The organism is Curtobacterium sp. MCBA15_009, from assembly GCF_001864895.1.
GTDB lineage: Bacteria > Actinomycetota > Actinomycetes > Actinomycetales > Microbacteriaceae > Curtobacterium.
Map to the genome: position 1 here is coordinate 222561 of NZ_MJGO01000037.1, position 23930 is coordinate 246490.

General features: G+C 72.2%; 23 protein-coding genes. 6 read left to right on the top strand and 17 right to left on the bottom strand.

All coding sequences use genetic code 11. From position 1 onward, the window contains the following. Window positions 1-21 precede the first annotated feature (21 nt). Window positions 22-1494, top strand: a complete 1473-nt coding sequence (locus BIU97_RS09340) for an NCS2 family permease (protein ID WP_071259529.1) — start codon at window positions 22-24, stop codon at window positions 1492-1494. A gap of 230 nt (window positions 1495-1724) precedes the next feature. Here BIU97_RS09340 and BIU97_RS09345 read toward each other — a convergent pair whose 3' ends face one another. Continuing rightward, window positions 1725-2177, bottom strand: coding sequence for a hypothetical protein (locus BIU97_RS09345; protein ID WP_071259526.1), 453 nt, complete (start codon window positions 2175-2177; stop codon window positions 1725-1727). Between the two features lie 133 nt (window positions 2178-2310). On the opposite strand from BIU97_RS09345, the gene BIU97_RS09350 reads away from it, so the two are divergent. Further along, a complete protein-coding gene (locus BIU97_RS09350) occupies window positions 2311-2574 on the top strand; it encodes a hypothetical protein (RefSeq protein WP_071259515.1) in 264 nt (87 codons plus the stop codon). A 31-nt stretch (window positions 2575-2605) separates the two neighbouring features. Here the strand turns inward: BIU97_RS09350 and BIU97_RS09355 are convergent, their stop codons facing one another. Continuing rightward, window positions 2606-3856, bottom strand: coding sequence for an MFS transporter (locus tag BIU97_RS09355; protein ID WP_071259512.1), 1251 nt, complete (start codon window positions 3854-3856; stop codon window positions 2606-2608). Continuing rightward, entirely contained in the window at window positions 3853-4425 is a 573-nt protein-coding gene (locus BIU97_RS09360) for an ArsR/SmtB family transcription factor (protein WP_139195982.1), read from the bottom strand. The genes BIU97_RS09355 and BIU97_RS09360 overlap by 4 nt, the downstream gene beginning before the upstream one ends. 91 nt (window positions 4426-4516) lie before the next feature. Here BIU97_RS09360 and BIU97_RS17680 point away from each other — a divergent pair, with 91 nt between their 5' ends. Next, window positions 4517-5038, top strand: a complete 522-nt coding sequence (locus BIU97_RS17680) for a DUF1697 domain-containing protein (protein WP_071259506.1) — start codon at window positions 4517-4519, stop codon at window positions 5036-5038. Next, window positions 5035-5421 carry a VOC family protein gene (locus BIU97_RS17685; RefSeq protein ID WP_071259503.1) on the top strand — a complete coding sequence of 129 codons (387 nt, stop codon included), beginning with the start codon at window positions 5035-5037 and terminating at the stop codon, window positions 5419-5421. The genes BIU97_RS17680 and BIU97_RS17685 overlap by 4 nt, the downstream gene beginning before the upstream one ends. 48 nt (window positions 5422-5469) lie before the next feature. On the opposite strand, the gene BIU97_RS09375 is transcribed toward BIU97_RS17685, so the two are convergent. From BIU97_RS09375 to BIU97_RS09385, 3 genes are all read right to left on the bottom strand, one after another. Then, window positions 5470-6237 (bottom strand): SDR family NAD(P)-dependent oxidoreductase, encoded by a 768-nt coding sequence (locus tag BIU97_RS09375; RefSeq protein ID WP_071259500.1) that lies wholly within the window; start codon window positions 6235-6237, stop codon window positions 5470-5472. 215 nt (window positions 6238-6452) lie between these two features. Further along, window positions 6453-8963: a glycoside hydrolase family 65 protein gene (locus BIU97_RS09380; protein ID WP_071259497.1), complete on the bottom strand. Its 2511-nt coding sequence runs from the start codon at window positions 8961-8963 to the stop codon at window positions 6453-6455. A gap of 76 nt (window positions 8964-9039) precedes the next feature. Further along, on the bottom strand, window positions 9040-9807 hold the full coding sequence (locus BIU97_RS09385; RefSeq protein ID WP_071259494.1) for an HAD family hydrolase: 768 nt from the start codon (window positions 9805-9807) through the stop codon (window positions 9040-9042). Between the two features lie 203 nt (window positions 9808-10010). On the opposite strand from BIU97_RS09385, the gene BIU97_RS09390 reads away from it, so the two are divergent. Continuing rightward, window positions 10011-11366, top strand: a complete 1356-nt coding sequence (locus BIU97_RS09390; protein WP_071259490.1) for an APC family permease — start codon at window positions 10011-10013, stop codon at window positions 11364-11366. Window positions 11367-11411: 45 nt separating this feature from the next. Here the strand turns inward: BIU97_RS09390 and BIU97_RS09395 are convergent, their stop codons facing one another. The 4 genes from BIU97_RS09395 to hxlB all read right to left on the bottom strand — a co-directional run bounded on the left by BIU97_RS09395 (window position 11412) and on the right by hxlB (window position 14583). Continuing rightward, a complete protein-coding gene (locus tag BIU97_RS09395) occupies window positions 11412-12134 on the bottom strand; it encodes an alpha/beta hydrolase (protein WP_071259487.1) in 723 nt (240 codons plus the stop codon). Further along, window positions 12131-13234 carry a bifunctional GNAT family N-acetyltransferase/class I SAM-dependent methyltransferase gene (locus BIU97_RS09400; protein WP_071259484.1) on the bottom strand — a complete coding sequence of 368 codons (1104 nt, stop codon included), beginning with the start codon at window positions 13232-13234 and terminating at the stop codon, window positions 12131-12133. The genes BIU97_RS09395 and BIU97_RS09400 overlap by 4 nt, the downstream gene beginning before the upstream one ends. Before the next feature lie 147 nt (window positions 13235-13381). After that, window positions 13382-14008, bottom strand: a complete 627-nt coding sequence (gene hxlA / locus BIU97_RS09410) for a 3-hexulose-6-phosphate synthase (RefSeq protein WP_071260353.1) — start codon at window positions 14006-14008, stop codon at window positions 13382-13384. An 11-nt stretch (window positions 14009-14019) separates the two neighbouring features. After that, the gene (hxlB, locus tag BIU97_RS09415; RefSeq protein WP_071259433.1) at window positions 14020-14583 is read right to left on the bottom strand and encodes a 6-phospho-3-hexuloisomerase; all 564 of its coding nucleotides are present in this window, start codon (window positions 14581-14583) and stop codon (window positions 14020-14022) included. Window positions 14584-14692: 109 nt separating this feature from the next. On the opposite strand from hxlB, the gene BIU97_RS09420 reads away from it, so the two are divergent. Beyond that, window positions 14693-15538 carry a helix-turn-helix transcriptional regulator gene (locus tag BIU97_RS09420; protein ID WP_071259429.1) on the top strand — a complete coding sequence of 282 codons (846 nt, stop codon included), beginning with the start codon at window positions 14693-14695 and terminating at the stop codon, window positions 15536-15538. Here BIU97_RS09420 and BIU97_RS09425 read toward each other — a convergent pair. The 7 genes from BIU97_RS09425 to BIU97_RS09455 all read right to left on the bottom strand — a co-directional run bounded on the left by BIU97_RS09425 (window position 15522) and on the right by BIU97_RS09455 (window position 23890). Beyond that, complete coding sequence (locus BIU97_RS09425) at window positions 15522-16016, bottom strand: helix-turn-helix domain-containing protein (protein ID WP_071259426.1); 495 nt, start codon at window positions 16014-16016, stop codon at window positions 15522-15524. The genes BIU97_RS09420 and BIU97_RS09425 overlap by 17 nt on opposite strands. Window positions 16017-16138: 122 nt before the next feature. Further along, window positions 16139-16822 carry a response regulator gene (locus tag BIU97_RS09430; protein ID WP_071259421.1) on the bottom strand — a complete coding sequence of 228 codons (684 nt, stop codon included), beginning with the start codon at window positions 16820-16822 and terminating at the stop codon, window positions 16139-16141. After that, the gene (locus tag BIU97_RS09435; RefSeq protein ID WP_071259416.1) at window positions 16819-19311 is read right to left on the bottom strand and encodes an ATP-binding protein; all 2493 of its coding nucleotides are present in this window, start codon (window positions 19309-19311) and stop codon (window positions 16819-16821) included. Before BIU97_RS09435 ends, BIU97_RS09430 begins: the two co-directional genes overlap by 4 nt. A gap of 109 nt (window positions 19312-19420) precedes the next feature. Further along, window positions 19421-20023, bottom strand: coding sequence for a potassium-transporting ATPase subunit KdpC (gene kdpC, locus BIU97_RS09440; RefSeq protein WP_071259413.1), 603 nt, complete (start codon window positions 20021-20023; stop codon window positions 19421-19423). Window positions 20024-20025: 2 nt separating this feature from the next. Next, window positions 20026-22122, bottom strand: a complete 2097-nt coding sequence (gene kdpB / locus BIU97_RS09445; protein ID WP_071259409.1) for a potassium-transporting ATPase subunit KdpB — start codon at window positions 22120-22122, stop codon at window positions 20026-20028. Next, window positions 22119-23801: a potassium-transporting ATPase subunit KdpA gene (gene kdpA / locus BIU97_RS09450; RefSeq protein ID WP_071297497.1), complete on the bottom strand. Its 1683-nt coding sequence runs from the start codon at window positions 23799-23801 to the stop codon at window positions 22119-22121. The genes kdpB and kdpA overlap by 4 nt, the downstream gene beginning before the upstream one ends. Then, entirely contained in the window at window positions 23801-23890 is a 90-nt protein-coding gene (locus BIU97_RS09455) for a potassium-transporting ATPase subunit F (protein WP_017887940.1), read from the bottom strand. Before BIU97_RS09455 ends, kdpA begins: the two co-directional genes overlap by 1 nt. Between the last annotated feature and the right edge of the window lie 40 nt (window positions 23891-23930).

Sequence of the window (23930 nt, forward strand, 5' to 3'; positions counted from 1 at the left end):
AGCGTCCTTTAAACTCAGTCGGTGAGCGCCACGAAGACCGACACCCCACACCGGAACCGCTTCGCGACCGGCCTCGACCGCTTCTTCTCGATCACCGAACGCGGGTCCTCGATCCCGCGCGAGGTCCGCGGCGGCCTCGTGTCGTTCGTGACCATGGCGTACATCGTCATCCTCAACCCGCTCATCCTCGGCGGCTTCAGCGCCGACCAGGCCGCGAAGGACGTCAGCGGTGGCTGGCTCGAGAACGCACAGGTCGCCGCGGCGACCGGTCTCGTCGCCGGGCTGATGACCATCGCGATGGGCGTCATCGCGAACCTGCCGTTCGGCATCGCCGCGGGCCTCGGGATCAACTCGTTCCTGGCCGTCAGCGTCGTGCAGCAGGTCACGTGGGCCGAGGCGATGGGCCTCGTCGTCATCAACGGCGTCATCATCGTGGTCCTGGCGTTGACGGGGATCCGGACGATGATCTTCACCGCCGTGCCCGCGCAGCTCAAGGCCGCGATCACGGTCGGCATCGGCCTGTTCATCGCGTTCATCGGGCTCGTCGACTCCGGCTTCGTGCGGTCCTCCGGCCTGTCGTCGCCGCCGCTGCAGCTCGGCGAGGACGGCTCCGTCGGCGCCCTGCCGACCATCGTGTTCCTGATCGGCCTGATCATCATCGGCACGCTCATGGCCCGCCGCGTCAAGGGTGCGCTGCTCATCGGCATCGTCGCGACGACGATCATCGCGATCATCCTGCAGGCGGTCTTCCAGGTGCCGACCTCGGTCGACTCGAAGACCGGCTGGAACCTCAACGCCCCCGGCCTGCCGAGTGCGCTCTTCGCGTTCCCCGACCTGTCGCTCGTCGGGCACGCCGACCTGTTCGGCGCGTTCAGCCGCATCGGACCGTTGGCCGCGTCGATGCTCGTCTTCACCCTCGTGTTCACGAACTTCTTCGACGCGATGGGCACCATGACCGGCCTCGCCAAGGCCGCCGGCGTCGCGAAGCCCGACGGCACCTTCCCGCGCCTGAAGTCGGCGCTCGTCGTCGAGGGCGTCGGTGCCATCGCCGGTGGCGGTGCCTCGGTCTCGTCGAACACCGTGTTCATCGACTCGGCCTCCGGCATCGGCGAGGGCGCCCGGACGGGCATGGCCTCGGTCGTGACCGGTCTGCTGTTCCTGGCGTCGATGTTCCTGACGCCGCTCACCCAGGTCGTCCCGCTCGAGGTCGCCGCCGCCGGCCTCGTCGTCGTCGGCGCGCTCATGGTCGCGCAGGTCGCCGACATCTCGTGGACGGACTTCGGGTCGGCCCTGCCGGCGTTCCTGACGATCGTCGTCATGCCGCTGACCTACTCGATCGCGAACGGCATCGGCGCCGGCTTCATCAGCTGGGTGCTCATCAAGCTGCTGTCCGGCCGCGGCCGCGAGGTCTCGTGGTTGCTCTACGTGGTCGCCGCGGGCTTCCTGCTGTACTTCGCGCGCGGACCGCTGGAGGCGCTGCTCGGCGTCGGCTGACGCCTGGGGCGAGTGGCGGTCGGCGCCGGCTGACGCCCGCTCGGCGGGCCGGTCGGCCGGCTCCCGCTGGTCGGGCCGGTCGGCTGGGCCCCGCTGGTCGGGCCGGTCGGTCTGCAAGAGCGACAGTTCCCGTGGGGCCGCCTAAGGGCGGTCCGCGAAAGCGACAGTTGTCCGCGAACCATCCGCGGAGAACTGTCGCTTTCGCGTTCGGGCGGCCTGGAGGCCCGGGCTCAGTCCGGCAGGTCACCCGGCGTCGCCTCGTGGTGGCGCTGGTCCGGGGTGCGCCGGTCCTCCTTCATGCCTGCCTCGAACAGGTGGCGGCGGCCCTGCACGAGCTCGTCGCGCGCGGTGCGCTCGAGCTCCTTGGCCAGGGCGTAGTAGCCGTCGTCGTAGTCCTCGACGATCTGGAACGTCCAGCGCCCCGCGATGACGTTGCGGCCCACCAGCTCCGTGTCGATCCGGTCGGCGAGGTCGGTGTGGCCGGCCTTCCGCAGTTGCTCGACCGCCTCGCCGAGGTCGAGGTCGGCGGTGCCGGTCAGGCGGTGGAAGCCGTAGAGCAGACCACGGGCGTGCTCGATGACCTCGACCGCGGCGGACAGACTGCCGAGGGCCTCGACCGTGGCCTCGGACACCCCCTCCGGAACCTGGTGCTGCGCGTCGGGACCCTGTGCGTCGTTCGTCATGGACCCTCGTCTACACGACCGGACCTGGCCCCGGGACCGGCATCGTCCACGACCCGCCGTGCGCGTCGTGGGCGCTTGCGGCGGAGGACGCGGGCGACCTAGCATTCGAACACACGTTCGAACGGAGAAGCCGATGATGATCACCGACACGACCGCCACCGTGTGGTGGTCCGAGGGGGCACCGGCCCGGTTGGTCTGGGCCGGACGACGCTGGCGGGTGTCCGACACCCCCACGCGCCTCACCGTGACGCGCGCCGAACTGCCGACCGCGATCACGCACGCGCCGGAGCGCACGGTCGGCTGGCGGTTCCAGGCGACCGCCGAGGACGGCGAGGCCCTGGTCGTCGACATCGTGCCGGAGGGGGACGGCTGGGGCGTCGCGCGGACGTGGACGTGAACGGTCCACCCGACGTCGTCGGCGCGACGGGTCAGGCCGGTGCGCGCTCCGTCGCCACCGGGCGCTCCATGAGCCGCCACGCACCACCGGTCAGCGGCGCGAGCGTCACGACCGTGTAGAGCACGAGGACCACACCGAAGGTCGTCTGGACCCCGACGCCCTCCGCCGCGAAGCCGGCCAGCAGGCCGCCGAGCGGGATGCCCGCCCACGAACCCGCGCCGAGGAGCCCGAACACCCGGGCACGCATGTGCTCCGGGATGCGCTCGAGCTCGACCGCCCCGAGGATCGGGTTGAGCGCCCCGGCCGCGAGTCCGGACAGCGCGGCGGCGCCGAGCATCCACGGCAGTCCGAGGCCGAGCGCCGGCACCAGGAGCGACGGACCGCCGGCGAGCACGAAGCACACCACGAACGTGGCACGACGCGGGACCCGGTGGGCCACGTACCCGAACGCCACGGACCCGATGAAGGCCGCACCGCCGAAGGTCCCCGTCGCGAAGCCGAGCGCCTGTGCCCCGCCCAGCACGTCCGCGGCGTAGAGCGGCAGGAGCGTCGTCGACCGGGCGGCGTCGAGCAGGTTCGTGACCAGCACGAGGGCGACCACGAGTCGGAAGAACGGGTCACGGACGCAGAACCGGAAGCCCTCGGCGATGTCCCGCCAGTACCCGGAGGCCGGTTCGGCGTCGGCGTCGGCGGCCGCTGGCGCCGGGGCGTCGGCCGGCCGGACCAGCACCGCGGCGAGCAGTGCGGCGGCGCCGAACGCCGCCGCGGTGCCGACGAGCGCGGCCATCGGCCCGGCGGCCGCGACGAGCACACCGCCGAGCGGTGCACCGATGAGCACCGAGAGTCGCTGCGCTGCCTCGAAGTGCCCGACCGCACGCTCGAGCGGCACCCCGGACGAGCCGGCCAGTCCCGGCAGCAGGACCCGGCGCGCGGACTCCCCGGGCAGGTCGAGCAGACCGCTCACGAAGACGAGCGCCAGGAGCGCCCAGAAGGGCAGCCCCACCGTCCACGCCAGCACCGGCATCGCGAGCAGCGTCACGCCGCTGACGAGGTCGGACACCACGCTCGAACGGACGAAGCCGACCCGCTCGACGAGCGCCCCGCCGAACGGGCCGCCGAGGACGATCGGCACCGTGGCGGCGAAGGCGGCGATGCCGACGTCCGTCGCCGAACCGCCCCGCGCGAGGACGGCGAACGGCACCGCCACGGTCGTGACGACGTTCCCGGTCCGCGAGAGGATGTGGACCGCGAGCAGGGCTCGCAGCCGTGCCTTCGGCGTCACCGTCGCGTCGTCCGGTAGGCCTGGGTGACGGCGATGACCTGCTCGGCCCCGTCGTCCGTGGTGTGGGCGTCGCTGACGGCCGTCCACCGGTCGAGGACGGCGGCGAGTTCCGCGCCGAGGCCGGCGAGTTCGTCCGGCGTGAGCCGGAGCACCTGGTCCGAGCTGGTCGACGCTGCGACCCACTCGCGGCCGAGCACCGGCGCCTGGTCGATGAAGCGCTGGTACTCGGTCGCGTAGGCCTGGGCGACGGTGTGGCCGAGCTCGGTCGCGGCGACCAGCCGTTGCGGGTCGCCGAACGCCTCGGCCAGGTCCCACGACGTGCGGTCGGCCGTCGCACGCCACCACCGCTCGCGGCGGTCGGCCCCGAGGTCCGGCGCCGGTTCGATGAGCTCGGCCTCGGCGAGACGCCGACAGTGGTAGCTGATGGTGCCGGGCGCCTCGTCGATCACGTCGCCGAGCATCGCCGCGGTCTGCGCGCCACCGGTGCGCAGCAGGCCGACGATCCGGAGCCGGGTGGGATGGGCGAGTGCGCGCATGTGGGCGGCATCGTCGAGTCTGCGAACGGTCACGGCACGACCATAGATGCACAAGAGTCATTGCGCAATGGTTCTTGTCGATGTCGCCGTACCGGCGGACGGGCGACCGCGCTACGGTTCCGGCATGGCGAAGTGGATCGCGTTGCTGCGCGGGGTGAACGTCAACGGCATCACGATCCGGAGCGCCGACCTCGGTGCGCTGTTCCGTGGGCTCGGTTACGCGGACGTCCGGACCGTGCTGGCCTCGGGCAACGTGGTCTTCAGCACGGACGACGAGCAGGACGTCGCCCGGCTCTCCGGCACGATCGAACAGGCGTTGCGCGACCGGTTCGGCTACGACGCGTGGATCGTGCTCGTCCGGCACGACGACCTGCGAGCGGTCCTCGACGCGTTCCCGTTCGCCTCGGCACCGGACCGCCACGACTACGTGCTGTTCGGCTCGGACGACGCCGCCCTCGACGACCTGCTCGCCGACCTCGTGCTCGACACCGCCGTGGAGCAGGTCGCGCGTGGACGGGGCGTCGTCTACTGGTCCTGCCCGAAGGGGTCGAGCACGGACACGGTGTTCGCGAAGCGGGCCGGCGCCGCCCGCTTCAAGCGCACGACCACGACCCGCAACGCGAACACGCTCCGGAAGCTGCTGTGACGCGGGGAGCGCTGCACCACGTCGAACTGCGCACGGCGGACCTGGGCCGGGCCGAGCGCGCGTGGGGGTGGCTGCTCGGTGCGCTGGGCCACGAACCGTTCCAGCGCTGGGAGGACGGCCGGAGCTGGCGACTCGGCGACCTGTACGTCGTGCTCGAGGCCGCTCCGCTCGACGGGGCGCACGACCGGCGTCGTGCGGGGCTGAGCCACCTGGCGTTCCACGCCGGCTCGGCGGCCGACGTCGAGCGCCTCTGGCAGGACGCACCGGCGAACGGCTGGACACGGCTCTACGAGGACCGGCACCCCTTCGCCGGTGGGCCGGACCACCACGCCGCCTTCCTCGAGGACGGCGAACGGTTCAAGGTCGAGCTCGTCGCCGACTGACGCGACCGGGCGGGGCGGGACGTGACCGCGCCCCGCCCCGTCGGGCTGCTACGCCTGCGGCGGCTGGCCGTTGCTCGCCAGGGTGCCGCCGTCGACCGGCAGCACGGCACCCGTGACGAACGACGCGGCGTCGCTCGCCAGGAACAGGATCGCGGCGGCGACCTCCTCGGACCGACCACCGCGCCCGAGGGCGATGCGCTCCGCGAACTTCGCCTTGAGGGACTCGTCCTCTGCCTGCTCCGTCGTGAGGTCGGTCCAGATGAGGCCCGGCGCCACGGCGTTCACGCGGACGCCGAAGTTCCCGTTGTCGAGCGCCGCGGCCTTCGTGAAGTTCGAGACGCCACCCTTCGCCGCGTTGTACGGGCTCATGCGCCAGTCGGCGGCCTCGCCCGACACCGACGAGGTGTTGACGATCGACCCCTTCGTCTCGCGCAGGAACGGCAGCGCTGCCCGGGTGCCGTAGAACACCCCGGAGAGGTCCGTCTCGATGACCCGACGCCACTCGTCGGTGCTGATCTCGGTGATGTCGCCCGAGCTGAAGGTCCCGGCGTTGTTCACCAGCACGTCGAGCCGGTCGAACCGGTCGATGGCCGCCGAGACGACGGTCTCCCAGTCCTCGGGGCTGGCGACGTCCGCGTGCAGCACCACGACCCGGTCGGTCGGCAGCGAGTCGCCGACGGCACGGACCTTCTCCTCGACGCTGTCGGTCAGGACGACCGACGCGCCTTCGTCGACGAGCGCCCGGACGGTCGCCTCACCGATGCCCGAGCCTGCGCCCGTGACGATCGCGACCTTGCCCTCGAACCTGTTGCCCATGGTGTCTCCTCTTCGTTGCACGATCCGTGCCCGGGAGACGCCATCGGCCCGTCGGGGCACGTCGGACCACGGTGCCCGGGACCGCCTGGACACGTTCGGAGGTGCACACCTCGCGCTGAGATCGCAGTCCGCCCCGGCACCGCTCAGCGGAACCGGGGCGGAGTGCGACCTCAGCGGCCGGCGACGGACGCGGCCAGCGACGAAGGCGGCCGGCGCTACGCGGTCGTCTCGTCGACGTCGAAGTCGCGCTCGAGGGAGATCGTCGGGATCGACGCCGTGACGACCGACCCGTCCGCCCGCAGCGTGCCCTGGATGTCGCTCGTCGTCGGCGCGTGCCCCGTCATGCGCGGCCCCTGGTGCGGGAGCGGCACGACCGTCGGGGCACCCGCGACGATGTCCCACTGCTGGTTGTGCACCCACGCCGTGAAGCCCTCGCCGGTCTCCACCGTGAACGTCAGGGCTGACTCGTCGAGGTCGACCCGGACCCGCGACCCCCGCACCGTGATGCGGAAGGTCAGGCGCTCCCAGTGCCGCGGCAAGCGCGGGTTGAAGGTCATCCGACCGCCGTGGTCGCGCATGCCGCCGAAGCCGTTGACGAGCGCGCCCCAGATGCCACCGGTCGACGCGATGTGCACGCCGTCCGAGGTGTTGCCGTGCAGGTCCGCCAGGTCGACGTAGAGCGCCGTCTGGAAGTACTGGTCGGCCAGGTCGTGGTAGCCGACCTCGGCCGCCATGATCGACTGCACGACCGCGGACAACGTGGAGTCGCCCGTGGTGAGCGCGTCGTAGTAGTCGAAGTCCCGACGCTTCTCGGCCGCCGTGAACTCGTGCCCCTGCAGGAACAGGGCCAGCACGACGTCGGCCTGCTTGAGCACCTGGAACCGGTAGATCACCAGCGGGTGGTAGTGGAGCAGCAGCGGCCGCTTCGACTCCGGCGTGTTCTCGAGGTCCCAGAGCTCCTTGTCGAGGAACTGGGCGTCCTGCGGGTGGATCCCACGGTGCGGGTCGAACGGGATCTCCATCGACTCGGCGGCGTGCTCCCACTCGCGGACCTCGTCCGGGCGCAGACCCGTCCGGCGGACCATGCGGTCGTACTCCTCGCGGTCGTCCGCGGCGAGTTCCCGGCAGGCGTTCACCGCGAACCACAGGTTCGCCCGCGCCATCACGTTCGTGTAGAGGTTGTCGTCGACGACGGTCGTGTACTCGTCGGGTCCGGTGACCCCGTCGATGTGGAACTTCTGGTCGCCGTTCGAGCGCCAGAACCCGAGGTCCGCCCACAGCCGGGCGGTCTCGACGAGGATGTCGATCGCCCCGCGCTTGAGGAACTCGGTGTCGCCCGAGGCCCGGACGTACTGCATCAGCGCATGCGCGATGTCCGCGTCGATGTGGTACTGCGCGGTGCCGGCGGCGTAGTAGGCGCTCGACTCCTCGCCGTTGATCGTCCGCCAGGGGAACAGTGCGCCCCGCTGGTTGAGCTCCCGGGCCCGGGCCCGGGCGGGGTCGAGCATGTTGTAACGGAAGCGCAGGGCGTTCCGCGCCACGACCGGTGCCGTGTACGACAGGAACGGCAGGACGTAGATCTCCATGTCCCAGAAGTAGTGCCCGCCGTAGCCGGAGCCGGTCACGCCCTTGGCGGCGATGCCGTGTCCGTCGGTGCGCGCCGTGGCCTGGGCGAGCTGGAAGAGGTTCCACCGGACGGCCTGCTGGATGGCCGGCTGGCCGGCGATCTCGACGTCGGTGCGCACCCAGTAGTCGTCGAGCCAGGTGCGCTGCTTCTCGAAGGTCTCGTCGATGTTCTCGGCGTGCGCCCGGTCGAGCGTGCGGTCGCAGCGGTCCGCGAGCTCCCGCACCGGGACCCCGCGCGACGTGTGGTAGACGATGTGCTTGACGAGTCGGATCGGCTGCCCGGCCCGGGCCTGCACGCGGTAGACGTGCTTCGCGAGGTCGTCGTCGATCGACGAGGACTCGTCCCAGCTGTTCTCGGTCTCCAGGTGGTGCTCGACGCCGACGCACACCGTCATCCCGGAGCTCGACGCCTGGTAGCCGAGCAGCGACCGCCCGCCGGTGCTCCGCTTCAGCTTCGGCTCGAGCACGCGCTCGGTGAAGGACTCGGCCTTGCGCGGGTCGAAGGCGCTCGCCGCCGCCCGCATGCCGGCGTGGTACTCGTCCTGCACGTCCTGCCGGTTGAGGATCTGGCTCGAGAGCAGGATCGACGCGTCGGCGTCGAGCACGGTGACCTCGTAGTCGATGACCGCCAGGTGCCGGTCGGTGAAGGACACCAGACGGCGCGAGCGGATGAGCACCCGCTTGCCGGACGGCGTCGACCACTCGGTCTCGCGGAACAGGTACCCGCCGCGGAACTCGAGCCGGCGCGTGTGCCGCAGGATGTCTGCTTCGGCCAGGACGAGCGGCTCGTCGTCGACGTAGAGCCGGATGACCTTCGCGTCGGGGGCGTTGATGATCGTCTGGCCGGTCTTCGCGAAGCCGAAGGCGTCCTCGGCGTGCCGGATCGGCCAGGTCTCGTGGAAGCCGTTGATGTACGTGCCGTACTGCACGCCGCCACGGCCCTCGTCGAGGTTGCCGCGCAGCCCGAGGTACCCGTTGCCCACGGCGAAGTTCGTCTCGGCGACGCCCTGCTCGTCGGGCGCGTACTCCGTCTCGACCAGCGCCCACTCGTCGATCGGGTAGCGGACGCGGTCGAGCGGGTCCGAGGTGATGGGGTTCATGGGGCTCCGTGGCGGGGAAGGGTGGGTGGGACGTCAGGGGCGGACGGGAGGCGCGGCTCGCCTCCGGACCGTCGGCCTACGTCGTGCTGGCGGCCGGCCGGGGCAGGTCGGCGACGAGGTCGGCGAGGTCGGTCACCACGACGTCGGCCCCGTGCGCGCGGAGCGCGTCGGCCCCCGCACCGCGGTCGACGCCGACGACGAGCCCGAAGCCGCCGTTGCGGCCCGCCTCGACCCCGCTGGTGGCGTCCTCGACCACGACGCACTCGGCCGCCGTGAGCCCGAACCGGCTCGCGGCGTCGAGGTAGGTGTCGGGGGCGGGCTTGCCGGCGAGGCCGTCCTGGCGGGCGACGAGGCCGTCGACGACGACCGGGAAGCGGTCGAGGATGCCGGCGGTCCGGAGCACCGAGGTGGCGTTGGCGGAGCTCGACACGACGGCGACGTCGAGTCCGGCGTCGATCGCCGCGGTGAGGAACGCGAGCGAGCCGGGGTACGGCTCGACCCCGTGCTCGTCGAGCTCGGCCGTGAACTCGGCGTTCTTGCGGTTGCCGAGGCCGCACACGGTCTCGGCGTCGGGGGCGTCGTCCGGCGTGCCCTCGGGCAGCTCGATGCCGCGCGAGGCCAGCAGCGACCGCACACCGTCGTACCGCGGCTTGCCGTCGATGTGCGCGAAGTAGTCCTGCTCCGTGTACTGGTCGGCCCCGTGCGCGGCGAGGTACGACGTGAACAGGCGGCTCCACGCACGCATGTGCACGTCGGCGGTCGGGGTGAGGACCCCGTCCAGGTCGAACAGGAGCGCTCGCTGGTCTCCGAGTCGCGCGGGCGTGCGCTGGTCCTGCGTCGTCATCTGCGGTCCTCCGGGGACTGGTGGTGGACGTGTGGCTCCCGATGAGTCTAGGACCGCTCCAGACGGCACGTTCAGTCGGGCCGACAGCCTGTGGAGCGCGCCGGCGCCCCGGCCCGGTGGGGAGGAGTGCCGCGTCCACCGGCTCTCCTGTGCGTCCACCGATGGCCCCACCGGCACGCTGTCCCGGGACGGAAGGCACCACCATGACCAGCGACACCACGACCGCACCCCACGACGGCGAGGGGTCGAAGCTCCGCCAGGCGATCACCGGCCCCCTGCTGTTCCTCTTCATCCTCGGCGACGTCCTCGGCGCCGGCATCTACGCCCTGATGGGGACCCTGGCGAAGGACGTCGGCGGCGCGCTCTGGGCACCGCTCGTGCTCGCGCTCCTGCTGGCCCTGCTCACCGCGGGCTCGTACGCCGAACTCGTGACGAAGTACCCGAAGGCCGGCGGCGCCGCCGTCTTCGCCGAGCGGGCCTACAAGACGCCCATCGTCTCGTTCCTGGTCGGCTTCAGCATGCTCGCCGCCGGCGTCACGAGTGCCGCCGGCCTGTCGCTCGCCTTCGCCGGCGACTACCTCGGCACCTTCGTCGACCTGCCGCCGGTGCCGACCGCGATCGTCTTCCTCGCCCTGATCGCCTGCCTGAACGCCCGCGGCATCTCCGACTCGCTGAAGAGCAACGTCGTCATGACGATCATCGAGGTCTCCGGCCTCGTCATCGTGATCGTCGTCGTGGCCGTGATGCTCGGCGGCGGCGGCGGCGACGTCTCGCGGATCGGCGCGTTCCCGGCCGAGGCGAACCCGGCACTGGCGACGCTGAGTGCCGCGATCGTCGCCTACTACTCGTTCGTCGGCTTCGAGACCTCCGCGAACATCGCGGAGGAGGTCCGCGAACCCCGTCGGGTCTACCCGAAGGCCCTGTTCGGTGCCCTCGCCACGGCCGGCGTCGTCTACGTGCTCGTCGCCCTCGCCAGCGCGATCGCCCTGCCGGCCTCGGAGCTGACCGAGTCGAGCGGTCCGCTGCTCGCGGTCGTCTCGGCCACCGGCGTGCCGATCCCGGACTGGGTGTTCAGCCTCATCGCCCTGGTCGCCGTCGCGAACGGCGCCCTGCTGACGATGATCATGGCGAGCCGCGTGACGTACGGCATGGCCGAGCAGCGTCTGCTGCCCGCGCTGCTCGCGAAGGTCCTGCCGAACCGGAAGACCCCGTGGACGGCCATCGTCGCCACGACCGTCGTCGCGATGCTCCTCACCCTGGTCGGGGACGTCGGCGTCCTGGCCGAGACCGTCGTGCTCCTGCTGCTCTTCGTGTTCATCAGCACGAACGTCGCCGTCCTGGTGCTCCGCCGCGACCGCGTCGAGCACGACCACTTCAAGGTCTGGACCGTCGTGCCCGTGCTCGGCGTGCTGTCGTGCATCCTGCTGCTCACGCAGCAGAGCGGTCAGGTCTGGCTGTACGCGGCGATCCTGCTGGCCGTCGGTGTGGTGCTGTACTTCGTCGCCCGGTTCACCGGACGCCGTTCCGGACGCGACCACGAGGCGGGCGTGATCCGCTGACCGGCACGCACCACGGGCCTCCAGGCAGACCGTCCGCGTGCGTGGTCAGCGCAGGTCGCGCACCCAGGCCCCGATCGCGTCCGCGATCTGCTGGCGGGCACCAGCACGGCTGATGGTCGCCGTCCCGTCGCCCGGCTGGTCGCCGTAGGCACCGAAGTCGGCGTGGTTCGCCCCCTGGACCTCGGTCATGGTGGCGGTCGACGGCAGCAGGTGCCGCGCGGCGTCCACCTTCGCGGGGGTCGACAGTCCGTCACGCGAACCGGAGACGCTCAGCACGTCGATGTACGAGCGGCTGACGTCGTTCGCGCAGTAGCTGCCGAGCAGCAGCAGGCCGTCGGCGTCCTGCGCGAGCTGGCACGCACGGACCCCGCCGAGGGAGTGCCCGCCGACCGCCCAGCGGGCGACCGAGGGGGCGTGCGCCTCGAACGTGGCGAGCGGACGCGTGTCGAAGAACGCCAGGTTGAGCGTCGGCTTCGTGATGACCACCGTCGTGCCGTTCGCGACCACCTGCCGGAAGGTCGCCAGGTACGCGTACGGGTCGACCTTGGCCCCGGGGATGAACACGATCCCGACCCCGTCGGCCTGGCCGGTCGGGGTCATCACCACCGAGTCACCGGCGTCCCGGACGGCGACCCGGTCGTCGCGCCAGACCTGCAGGGCGGCGCTGCGGGTGCCCTCCATGACGGTGTGCGCCCAGACGAGGAACACCACCGCGAGCAGCACGACGACGGTGACGACCCAGGCGGTCCAGCGGAGTGCTCGGCTCACGGCGTCCCTGCTTCCCGGGGGCGCCGTGCGGTCACGGTCAGCCACCGCTCGTCGGCCCCTGGTCGCGTCGTCTCGCGGACGTCGACGTCGACCCACCCGGAGCGGGCGACGAGCGCGGCGAGGGGCTCTGGTGTCCAGTAGGTGAAGTGCCGGGCGTGGTCCAGCTTCCGGGTGCTCCACGCATCGCCGTCGCCGTGCTTCAGGGTCGCGGCCAGCACGCCGCCCGGCCGTACGGCGTCACGGAGCCGGACGAGGACGGCCCCGAGCTCCGTCCGTGCGACGTGCAGCAACACCGCGTTCGCGAACACGGCGTCGTACGGGCCGCCGAACGCGTCCGAGCGCACGTCGAGCAGGCGCGCGTCACGGCCCCCGGACCGCAGCGCCTCGACGAACGACCGGGCGCCGTCCGTCCGGTCGACCACGAGCCCGGCGGCCTCGAGCGCGAGGGCGTCCCGCCCCGGGCCGGACCCGAGTTCGAGCACCCGCGCCCCGACGGGGACGAGCGCGAGCAGGTCGTCGACGAGTCCTGCCCGGTGGTCGTCGGTGCGCTCGGCATAGCGGTCGGCCGCGCGTTCGTAGGCGTCCAGCGTGCGCTCGGCGGTGAGGTCACGGCGCATCACGAGCTCGCGCCGGCCGTCGGGCAGGGCGTCTCCGGGCTCGTCGGCCACGGGCTCGTCGACCACGGTGAAGCCGCAGCGCTCGTACGTGCGGCGGGCCGTGGTGTTGTCCGGGACGACCGACAGCTCGAGGTGGTGGGCTCCGGCGCTCGCGGCCCAGGTGGCGACGGCACGGACGAGCGCGGTGGCGACTCCCCGGCCCCGGGCGACGGGGTCGACCCACATCGAGATGAGTCCTGCGGTGCCGGGGTCCTCGCCCGGCACACCGCTCGCCATGCCCACGACGGAGCCGTCCTCGGTCTGGGCGAGCAGGTCGAGCGCTCCCGGGATCGAGAGCCGGGCTCGCCACCGGTGTACGGGAGCGTCTGCCCACTCGGCGAGCGTCGAACCGAAGGCCCCCGGGGAGTCGGCGAGCGCCGCGAGTCGGACCGGACGCCAGGTCTCCCAGTCGTCCGCCGTCACCCGGCGCAGCGTGATCGTCACGCCACGACGGTACCGCCCGGTGGGCGGTGCGGGACGGGCCGCGAGTGAGCAGAAGACGTCGGGTGTGGTGTTCACACTCGACGTCTTCTGCTCACTCGATGTCGCCCGCGGTCGCGCGGCGAGCGACGACCGCGCGACCGGGACGCGCTACTCGGTGATCGCCGCGCGGATCTCGGCGGCGGCGGCACCGACGTCCGAGGCGCTGTAGATCGCGCTGCCGGCGACGGCGATGCGGGCGCCGGCCTGCTGCACCGAGGCGACCGAGGACGCGTTCACGCCGCCCGCGATCGAGAACGGGACGCCCGAGTCCTTGCCGGCGTCGAGCAGGGTCGAGAACGTGAAGCCCTCTTCCGCCTGCTCGTCGAGCCCGGCGTGGACCTCGACGAACTCGGCGCCGAGCGCGACGACCTCGCGGGCACGGGCGGCCTTGTCGGCGACGCCGATCAGGTCGACGACGATGCCCTTGCCGTGCTGCTTCGCGGCCTTGACGGCACCGACGATCGTCGAGTCGCCGGCGACACCGAGGACGGTGACCAGGTCGGCACCGGCCGAGAAGGCGATGTCGGCCTCGAGCTCACCGGCGTCCATGGTCTTGAGGTCGGCGAACACGATCTTGTCGGGGTGCGCCTCCTTGATCGCGGTGACGGCGGACAGGCCGGCGCTCTTGATCAGGGGCGTGCCGAGCTCGAGGACGTCGACGTGCGGCGCGGCCGCGGCGGCGAGCTCGAGGGCGGCTTCGGTGGTCAGGGTGTCCATGGCGAACTGGAGCTGCATGGGGATGCCTTTCATTCGAGGTTGGCGTGACGGGGCCAGAGGTCGTCGGCGGACTGCCCGCCTCGGGCCCACAGGGCGTGGAACACGGCGTCGCCCACCAGGGCGACCGCCTGTTCGAAGAGGCTGCCGGCGTACTGGGCCGAGGCCGTGCCGGAGCGGTCGGTCTTCGTCGCGGCGGGCAGCACGATCGTGACGTCCGCCAGCTCGGCGAGCGGGGAGTCGTCGGTGGTCGAGAGCGCCACGACGGACGCCCCGACCTCGTGCGCGGTGCGCGCCGCCTGCACGATCCCGGTGGTCGCGCCGGAGCCGCTCGCGACGAGGAGCAGGTCACCCGGTCGGATGGCCGGGGTGGTGACCTCGCCGACGACGTGCGCGTCGAGCCCGAGGTGCATGAGGCGCATCGCGGTCATCCGGAGGGCGAGGCCGGAGCGGCCGGCGCCGTGCACGAACACCCGGTCGGCGCCCTCGATGAGGTCGAGGGCGCGCTGCGCCGGGGCGTCGTCGAGGCGGGCCGCCAGGTCGCCGACCTCGCGGACGACGAGGTCGAGCGCTGCGGAGACGGTGGTTGCTGCCATGTGTCGATCCTCCCGTCGACGGGTGTCCGGCACTGCTACCCGCCCCGGCGGGGCCCCCACCCCATCGGGTGGGCCTGCCCGCTCGGGTGGGACGGGTAGGTTCGGCAGCATGGACGCTCCGGTCGACACCCAGGAGGCCCGGGGCGGCTCCGCCATCCGGCTCGCCGCCGCCGAGCACGCGCGGACCGTCGCCGAGCAGGCGGACCGGCACGCCCTCACCCTGGAGTCGGTCCTCGCGGTGCTCCGCTCGGCACGGGTGACCGACGCCGCCGCCCGGGCCGAGGCCGTCGAGATCGCGTCGGCGGCCCTCGTCGACCTGCGGACGGTGACCGACCAGCAGCGGAGCACCCTGCTCGAACCCGTCACCGGAGCGTTCTCGCGGTTGCGCGCCGACCTGCGGCCGCTCGTCCGCTTCGGCGACCTCGACGTGCAGTTCGTCGAACCACCGACGACCGGCCGTGCGCTGCCCGGCGACGTCGCGCACGCGGCCCGGGCGATCGTCCGGACCGCGGTGCTCGCCCTGGTCGACGACGGTGCCGCGAAACGGGTGCGCATCCAGTGGGACTGCGACGGCCGGAACCTGCTCATGCAGCTCCGCGACGACGGCTCCGGCACGCTCGACGTCCACGACGACGCCGTGCGCCCGATCGCCGAACGGGTCGTCACCCTCGACGGGACGGTGCACGTCGCGAGCACGCCCGGCTGGGGATCCGTGCTCGACATCACGCTGCCGCTCGACCCCCGTCCGACCGAGGTGGACGCGGTCGACGACGACGACCTCACCCCGCGCGAGCGCGACGTGCTCCGGCTCGTGGCGACGGGCGTGGGCAACCGGGAGATCGCCGACGGTCTCGGCATCAGCGTCAACACCGTCAAGTACCACGTGGCGAACCTGCTCCGGAAGCACGGCGCCCGGACCCGGGCCGAGCTCGCCGCGTTCAGCTCCCGCGCGTGACGCGGTTCGACCGCGACGACGGGTACCGGCGGTCGAGTGACGGCTCGACGACCGTCGCCATGAGGAACTGCGAGAGCAACCGCCCACCCGCCCAGTAGACCGGGATCACGAAGATCGCCGCGCCGGCCCAGACGTCCGAACCGATGAGCGCCAGGGTGCCGAGCGTCACGACGATGCCGAGCCCGGAGTACAGGTACCGCCACCCGCGGGAGACCGCGTCACGCTGGGTCTGCTGCCGCTCCGCCCGCTCGTCGAGGCCGCGGACGCCCGGTTCGAGTGCCGCCGGTTCCGCGGTGACGAACAGGTCGCGCACGGGGACCTCGAGGGCCGAGGCCACCGCGGACAGCGACTCGAGGCTCGCGTCGTTGCCGCTCTCCATCCGTTGCACCGTCCGCACGGCGATGCCGCTCGTCTCGGCCAGTCGTTCCTGGGTCCAGCCCCGCAGTCGTCGGAGTTCCCCGATCCGCATCTCGTTCATGGCCTGAACACTAGGGAACCGCGGAACGGCGCACCACGACAGCGACCCGACACCGACACGACAGTCCCCCGCCGGTCACCCGACAGCAGCCCGACAGCGCGACGGCACCGGCGCGACGGACGCTAAGCGCCGGGGGCGAAGCGGTACCCCATGCCGGACTCGGTCACCAGGTAGCGGGGGTGCGCGGGGTCGGGCTCGAGCTTCCGGCGCAGCTGCGCCATGTACAGCCGGAGGTACCCGGAGTCGTTGCCGTGCGTCGGGCCCCAGACCTCGGTCAGGAGCATCTCGCGGGTCATCAGCCGGTCCGGGTTCGTCACGAGGACCTCGAGCAGACGCCACTCGGTCGGGGTCAGCCGGATCGCCGGACCCTCGGCCGGGGTGACCTGCTTCGCGACGAGGTCCACGAGCAGCGGACCGATCGCGATCGTCGGGGTCTCCTCGGACGCCACCACCCGGCGCCGACCGAGCGCGCGCAGCCGGGCGAGCAGCTCGTCCATCTGGAACGGCTTCGTCACGTAGTCGTCGGCGCCGGCGTCGAGTGCGTCGACCTTGTCGGACGAGTCGGTGCGCCCGGAGAGCACGAGGACCGGCACCTGCGACCAGGCCCGCACGCCCTCGAGCACCCCGATGCCGTCGAGCCGGGGCATGCCGAGGTCGAGCAGCACGAGGTCGGGACGCTCGGTGATGACGGCGTCGATCGCCTCGCGACCGTCCCTGGCGGTGACGACGTCGTACCCGCGCGCGGCGAGCGTCACGGCGAGCGCCCGCACGAGCTGGGCGTCGTCGTCCGCGATGAGGACCTTCATCGGATCTCCACTCCCACGTGCCCTGCGATCGGCAGACGCACCACGACGGTGAGGCCACCGCCCGGGGTGTCGTCGACCTCGATCGTGCCGCCCATCCCCTCGGTGAAGCCGCGGGCGAGCGCCAGACCGAGGCCGAGGCCCGTGTCGTTGTCGGTGTCGCCGAGGCGTTGGAACGGCTGGAAGACCTCGCCGCGGCGGTCCTCCGGGATCCCGGGGCCGTGGTCGGCGACGCGGAGCTCCACCCCGCCGGCGAAGGCGCTCGCGCCGACCCGGACGTGGGTGCCGTCCGGCGCGTAGCGGACGGCGTTCGCGAGCAGGTTCACGACGACCCGCTGCAGCAGGACGGGGTCGGCGAGCACCGGTGGCAGGTCGGCGGGCAGGTCGAGGTCGACGTCGTCGGGGCCGAGCTCGAGCTCGTCGAGTGCGGGGGCGACCACCGTCTCGAGCGCGATCGACGCGGGGGCGACCGCGAGCACACCGGCCTGCACGCGGCTGACGTCCAACAGGTCGGCCAACAGCACCGCCAGCTGACCGAGGCTCTCGTCGGCGGTCGCGAGCAGGGCCTCCCGGTCGGACCGCGACAGGTCGATGTCGGGCGCGCGGAGGGTCTGCACAGCGGCCGAGGCCGCCGCGATCGGGCGGCGCACGTCGTGACCGACGGCCGCGAGCAGGGCGCTGCGGACACGGTCGGCGGCGGCGATGCGCTCGGCACCGACGGCGGTGCGCGTCAGCTCGCGGTGCTCGACGGCGGCGTCGAGCTGCTGCTCGACGACCCGCAGCAGCCGGCGCTGGGTCGGGTCGTCGGGCGCGCCCGCGAACTCCAGGACGGCGCCGGACGGGAGGCTCGTGGTCGCGTCCGGCGTCGCACCGAACGTCCCGGATGTGGCCGGCACCTCGTCGCCCTGGCGGATCCGGACCCCGGCGAAGCCGAAGGCCTCGCGGGTGCGGTCGAGCAGGGCCTGCAGGGCGTCGTCGCCGCGGAGCACGCTGCCCGCGATGCCCATGAGCAGGCCCGACTCGGCGGACGCGCGGCGCGCCGCACGGGAGCGGCGGGCCGACCGGTCGACCACGAAGCTGACGAGCACCGCGCTGATCACGTACATCACCAGGGCGAAGAGGTGCCACGGCTGCTGGACGGTGACCATGTAGAGGGGTTGCACGAAGAAGTAGTCGAGGCTCAGCCCGGACAGCACGGCGGCGAAGACCGCCGGCCACATGCCGCCGACGAGCGCGACGACGAGCACGAGCAGCTGGTACGCCAGCACGTCGACGGTGATGGCGTCGGGGTCGCTGCCGAGGGACAGCGCCCAGGTGAGCAGCGGCCCGAGCAGCAGCGACAGCACGAACGCGGCGACCACCCGGCCGCGCGACAGGCTGCCGCCGAGCTTCGGCAGGGCGATCCCGCCGCCGGCGCGCTCGTGCGTGACGACGTGCACGTCGATGTCGCCGGACTCGCGGATCACGGTGTTGCCGATCCCCGGGCCGGTCATCGCGGCGGCGAGCCGACTCCGGCGGCTGACGCCGATCACGATCTGGGTGGCGTCGATCGAGCGCGCGAAGCGCACGAGCGTGCTCGGCACGTCGTCGCCGACGACCTGGTGGTACGTGCCGCCGAGCTGCTCGAGCAGGGTCCGTTGGGTGCCGAGCGCGCCGGGGTGCCGCTCGCGCAGGCCGTCGTTCGTCGTGACGTGCACGGCGGCGAGCTCGCCACCGGCGCTGCGGGCGGCGATCCGGGCCCCGCGGCGGAGCAGGGTCTCGCCCTCGGGGCCGCCGGTCAGGGCGACGAGCACGCGCTCGCGGGTCTCCCACCGGTGCTCGATGCCGTGCTCGGCGCGGTAGGCCTTGAGCGCGTCGTCGACCTCGTCGGCGAGCCAGAGCAGGGCGATCTCGCGCAGGGCGGTCAGGTTGCCGAGGCGGAAGTAGTTCGACAGGGCGGCGTCGATCCGGGCCGCCGGGTACACGAGTCCGTCGGACAGGCGCTCGCGCAGCGCTGCCGGCGCCAGGTCGACGACCTCGATCTGGTCGGCCGCACGCACCACGGCGTCGGGGACGGTCTCTCGCTGCACGGTGCCGGTGATCTCGCGGACGACGTCGCCGAGGGACTGCATGTGCTGCACGTTGACGGTGCTCACCACCGAGATCCCGGCGGCGAGGAGCGCCTCGACGTCCTGCCAGCGCTTGTCGTGGCGACCCCCGGGGGCGTTCGTGTGCGCGAGCTCGTCGACGAGTGCGATCTCGGGGGCCCGGGCGAGGACGGCGTCGAGGTCGAGGTCGTCGAGCTCCACCCCGCGGTGGGAGACGGTGCGGCGGGGGACGACCTCCAGCCCGTCGACCAGGGCCGCGGTGGCGGCGCGCTCGTGCGTCTCGACGACGGCCACGACCACGTCGTGTCCCTCGTCGAGCAGCCGACGCCCCTCTTCGAGCATCGTGTACGTCTTGCCGACGCCGGGCGCCGCACCGAGCAGGACCCGCAGCTTGCCGCGCTTCACGTGCTCATCCTCTCGCGTCGGGTCTCGCAGCGTGTGCCGGAACCAGGTTCCGGACACAGCACCACGCTCTTCCGCGGTGTCGTGTCCGGAACCTGGTTCACGGGCACGGTCAGGACGCCTTCGCCAGGGCCAGGTTGAGCGCGAGCACGTTCACGACCGGGCCGCCGAGGAACCCGAGCTGCCGCGACTCGGTGTGCGTCGCCACGAGCGCCCGCACCGTGTCCTCCGACAGGCCCCGCGCCGCAGCCACCCGCGACACCTGCTGCGCCGCGTACTCCGGGCTGATGTCCGGGTCGAGGCCCGAGCCCGACGCGGTCACGGCGTCGGCCGGCACCTGCGTTGCCGGGACGCCGTCGGCCGCAGCGAGCGCCGCACGACGGTCCTCGACGGCGTCGAGCAGGTCCGGGTTGTTCGGCCCGAGGTTCGAGCCGGAGGACGCACCGGCGTCGTAGCCGTCCTCGCCGGCGGCCGACGGCCGCGACTGGAACCAGCGATCGGCCTGCTTGCCCGTGAAGGACTGCCCGATCAACGAGGAACCGACGACCTCGCCGGACGAGTCCGTGACCATCGAGCCGTTGGCCTGGTCGTGGAACGCCGCCTGGCCGACGCCCCAGACGGCGAGCGGGTAGCCGACGCCGAGCACGACGGTGGCGAGCAGGGTGAGGCGGATCGCCACACCGGCGGAACGGACGGTGGAACGTGCAGATGCCATGACTAGAACCCCGGGATGAGACCGACCACGAGGTCGATCAGTTTGATGCCGATGAAGGGGACGACCACGCCGCCCAGCCCGTAGACGAGCAGGTTGCGGCCGAGGATCGACGACGCTGCGGCCGCGCGGTACGTGACGCCACGCAGGGACAGCGGGATGAGCGCCACGATGACGAGCGCGTTGAAGACGACCGCCGACAGGATCGCGGACGACGGGCTGTGCAGCCCCATGACGTTGAGCGCCGCGAGCCCGGGGAACGCCGCCTGGAACATCGCCGGGATGATCGCGAAGTACTTCGCGACGTCGTTGGCGATGGAGAAGGTGGTCAGGGCACCGCGGGTGATGAGCAGCTGCTTGCCGATGCGGACGACGTCGATGAGCTTGGTCGGGTCGGAGTCGAGGTCGACCATGTTGCCCGCCTCCTTCGCCGCCGTCGTGCCGGTGTTCATCGCGACGCCGACATCCGCCTGCGCCAGGGCCGGGGCGTCGTTCGTGCCGTCACCGGTCATGGCGACGAGGTTGCCGCCCTCCTGCTCGCGCTTGATGTACGCGAGCTTGTCCTCCGGGGTGGCCTCGGCGAGGAAGTCGTCGACACCGGCCTCGGCGGCGATGGCCTTCGCGGTGCGGGGGTTGTCGCCGGTGATCATCACCGTGCGGATGCCCATCGACCGGAGCTCGGCGAAGCGGGACGCCATGCCGTCCTTGACGACGTCCTTCAGGTGCACGACACCGAGCAGGGTGACCGCACCGGTCGAGGACCGACGCCCGACGACGAGCGGCGTGCCGCCCTGGTCGGAGATCTCTGCGACCGACCCGTCGATGGCGGACACGACACCGGCGTCGGAGGTGTTCGCCCACGCGAGCACCGCAGCAGCAGCGCCCTTCCGGATCTGCGACCCGTCCGGCAGGTCGAGACCGGACATGCGGGTCTGCGCGGTGAACGGCACCTCGACGGCGCCGTCCGGCAGACCGACGGCCACCCCGTCCTCGCGCGCAAGGTCGACGATCGAGCGTCCTTCCGGGGTACTGTCCGCGGCACTCGACAGCGCCGCCGCCTCGAGCAGTTCGGCCTCGGGCACACCCGGCACCGGCACCACGCGCGACGCCCGGCGGTTGCCGTAGGTGATCGTGCCGGTCTTGTCGAGCAGCAGCGTCGTGATGTCACCGGCGGCCTCGACCGCACGGCCCGACATCGCGAGCACGTTGTGCTGCACCAGCCGGTCCATGCCGGCGATCCCGATCGCGGAGAGCAGCGCGCCGATGGTGGTCGGGATGAGGCAGACGAGCAGGGCGATGAGCACCGGGACGCTGACGGTCGCACCGACGAGGCCCGCGATGGGCTGCATCGTCAGGCAGACGATCACGAAGACGATCGACAGCGAGGCGAGCAGGATGTTCAGCGCGATCTCGTTCGGCGTCTTCTGCCGTGCCGCGCCCTCGACCAGGCGGATCATCCGGTCGATGAAGGTCTCACCCGGCGTCGAGGTGATGCGCACCACGATCCGGTCGGACAGCACCCGCGTGCCGCCGGTGACGGCACTGCGGTCGCCGCCGGACTCGCGGATGACCGGTGCGGACTCCCCCGTGACGGCCGACTCGTCGACCGACGCGATGCCGTCGACGACGTCGCCGTCACCCGGGATGACCTCGCCGGCGACGACCACGACCACGTCGCCCTTGGCCAGGTCGACGGACGCGACCTCCTCGGTCGCGTTGCCGGTCGCGGCCGCATCGGACTGCGAGTACCCGAGCACCCGGCGGGCGCTCGTGGTCGAGCGGGTCTTCCGCAGCGTGTCGGCCTGCGCCTTGCCGCGGCCCTCGGCCACCGACTCCGCCAGGTTGGCGAAGACGACGGTGAGCCAGAGCCAGACGGCGATGGCGATCGTGAAGGCGGACGGCTCGACGACGGCGGCCGCCGTCGTCAGCGCCGCGCCGACCTCGACGATGAACATGACGGGGTTCCGCCACATGAGTCGCGGATCGAGCTTCCGCAGGGCGCCCGGGAGGCCCGCCACCAGTTGGCGCGGTCCGAACGCGGACGAGCGGGTGGTCGGCTCCACGGCGGTGCGCGGTTCCGGCTCGGTGGTCACGGAGGTCATGACAGTCCTTCTGCGAGCGGGCCCAGTGCGAGCACCGGGAAGTAGGTGAGGGCGGTGACGATGACGGCGACGCCGCCGAGCAGCCCGATGAACAGCGGGCGGTGGGTGGGCAGCGTGCCCGCGGTCTCCGGCACCCGGTCCTGGGCGGCGAGGGACCCGGCGAGCGCCAGGACGAACACCATCGGCACGAAGCGGCCGAGCAGCATCACGACACCGAGCGAGGAGTTCATCCACGTGGTGTTCGCGGTGAGCCCGCCGAAGGCGGAACCGTTGTTGTTCGCACCCGAGGTGAAGGCGTAGAGCAGCTCGGACAGCCCGTGGTTGCCGGGGTTGTAGATCGACGTGCCGAGCACCTGTTCGCGGACGCCGGGGATCACGAGCGAGAGCCCGGTGGCGAGGAGCACGAGCGTCGGCGTGACGAGGATGTACAGCGCCGCGAAGGTCATCTCCTTCGCGCGGATCTTCTTGCCGAGGTACTCCGGCGTGCGGCCGACGAGCAGGCCGCCGATGAACACCGTGATGACGGCGAGCACGAGCATGCCGTACAGGCCGGAGCCGACGCCGCCGGGGGTGACCTCGCCGAGCATCATGTTGAGCAACGCCATCATGCCGCCGATGGGCGTGAAGCTGTCGAACATGCCGTTCACCGCACCGGTCGAGGTCGCGGTCGAGGTCGTGCCGAACAGCGTCGTGCCGAGGATCCCGAACCGGGTCTCCTTGCCCTCCATCGCGGCCCCTGCGGCGTGCGTCGCGGCACCGGCGCCACCGAGCTCCGCGATCGACATCACCGACAGGGACACCAGGAAGATCGCGCCCATCACGGCGAGGATCGCGTAGCCCTGGCGGTCGTCGCCGACCAGCCGGCCGAACGTGCGGGGCAGCGAGAAGGGGATGACGAGCATGAGGAACACCTCGACGAGGTTCGTCCACGCCTGCGGGTTCTCGAACGGGTGCGCCGAGTTCGCGTTGAAGTAGCCGCCACCGTTCGTGCCGAGCTCCTTGATCGCCTCCTGCGAGGCGACGAACCCGTCCGGGATGTGCTGCGTGCCACCGACGAGCGTCGTGACGTCGGTGCCGCTCCCCCACGACTGGATCACTCCGCCGGCGACGAGCACGATCGCGAAGACGAACGCCCCGGGCAGCAGCAGTCGGCCGAGCCCGCGGACGACGTCCACCCACACGTTGCCGAGCGTGCCCGACTTCCGGCGGGCGAACCCGCGCACCAGGGCGACGGCGACGGCGAGGCCGACGGCGGCGGACAGGAAGTTCTGCACCGCGAGGCCGCCCATCTGCACGGCGTAACCGACGGTGACCTCCGGCGAGTAGGACTGCCAGTTCGTGTTCGCGACGAACGACGCCGCGGTGTTGAACGCGAGCGAGGGTCCGACGGCCGGCAGCCCGAGGTCGCCGGGCAGCACGACCTGGATGCGCTGCAGCAGGTAGACGAGCAGGAGCCCGACGACGCTGAAGAGCAGCACGCCCCGCAGGTACACGGGCCAGGACTGCTCGGCGTCCGGGTCGACCCCGATCAGCCGGTAGACCCCGCGCTCGACACGGTTGTGCCGGACGGGGGTGAAGACCTTCGCCATCCAGTCGCCGAGCGGCCGGTAGGCGACGACGAGCAGCAGGACGAGCGTCGCGACCTGGACGATGCCGGCCCAGACGTCTGCGGCGCCCATCAGAAGCGCTCAGGACGCACGAGCGCCCAGACGAGGTACACGACAGCGGCGATGCCGAGGACGGCGGCCGCGATGGTGATGCCGATCACAGCCGTTCCACCCCCTTGGCGATCAGTGCCACCACGCCGA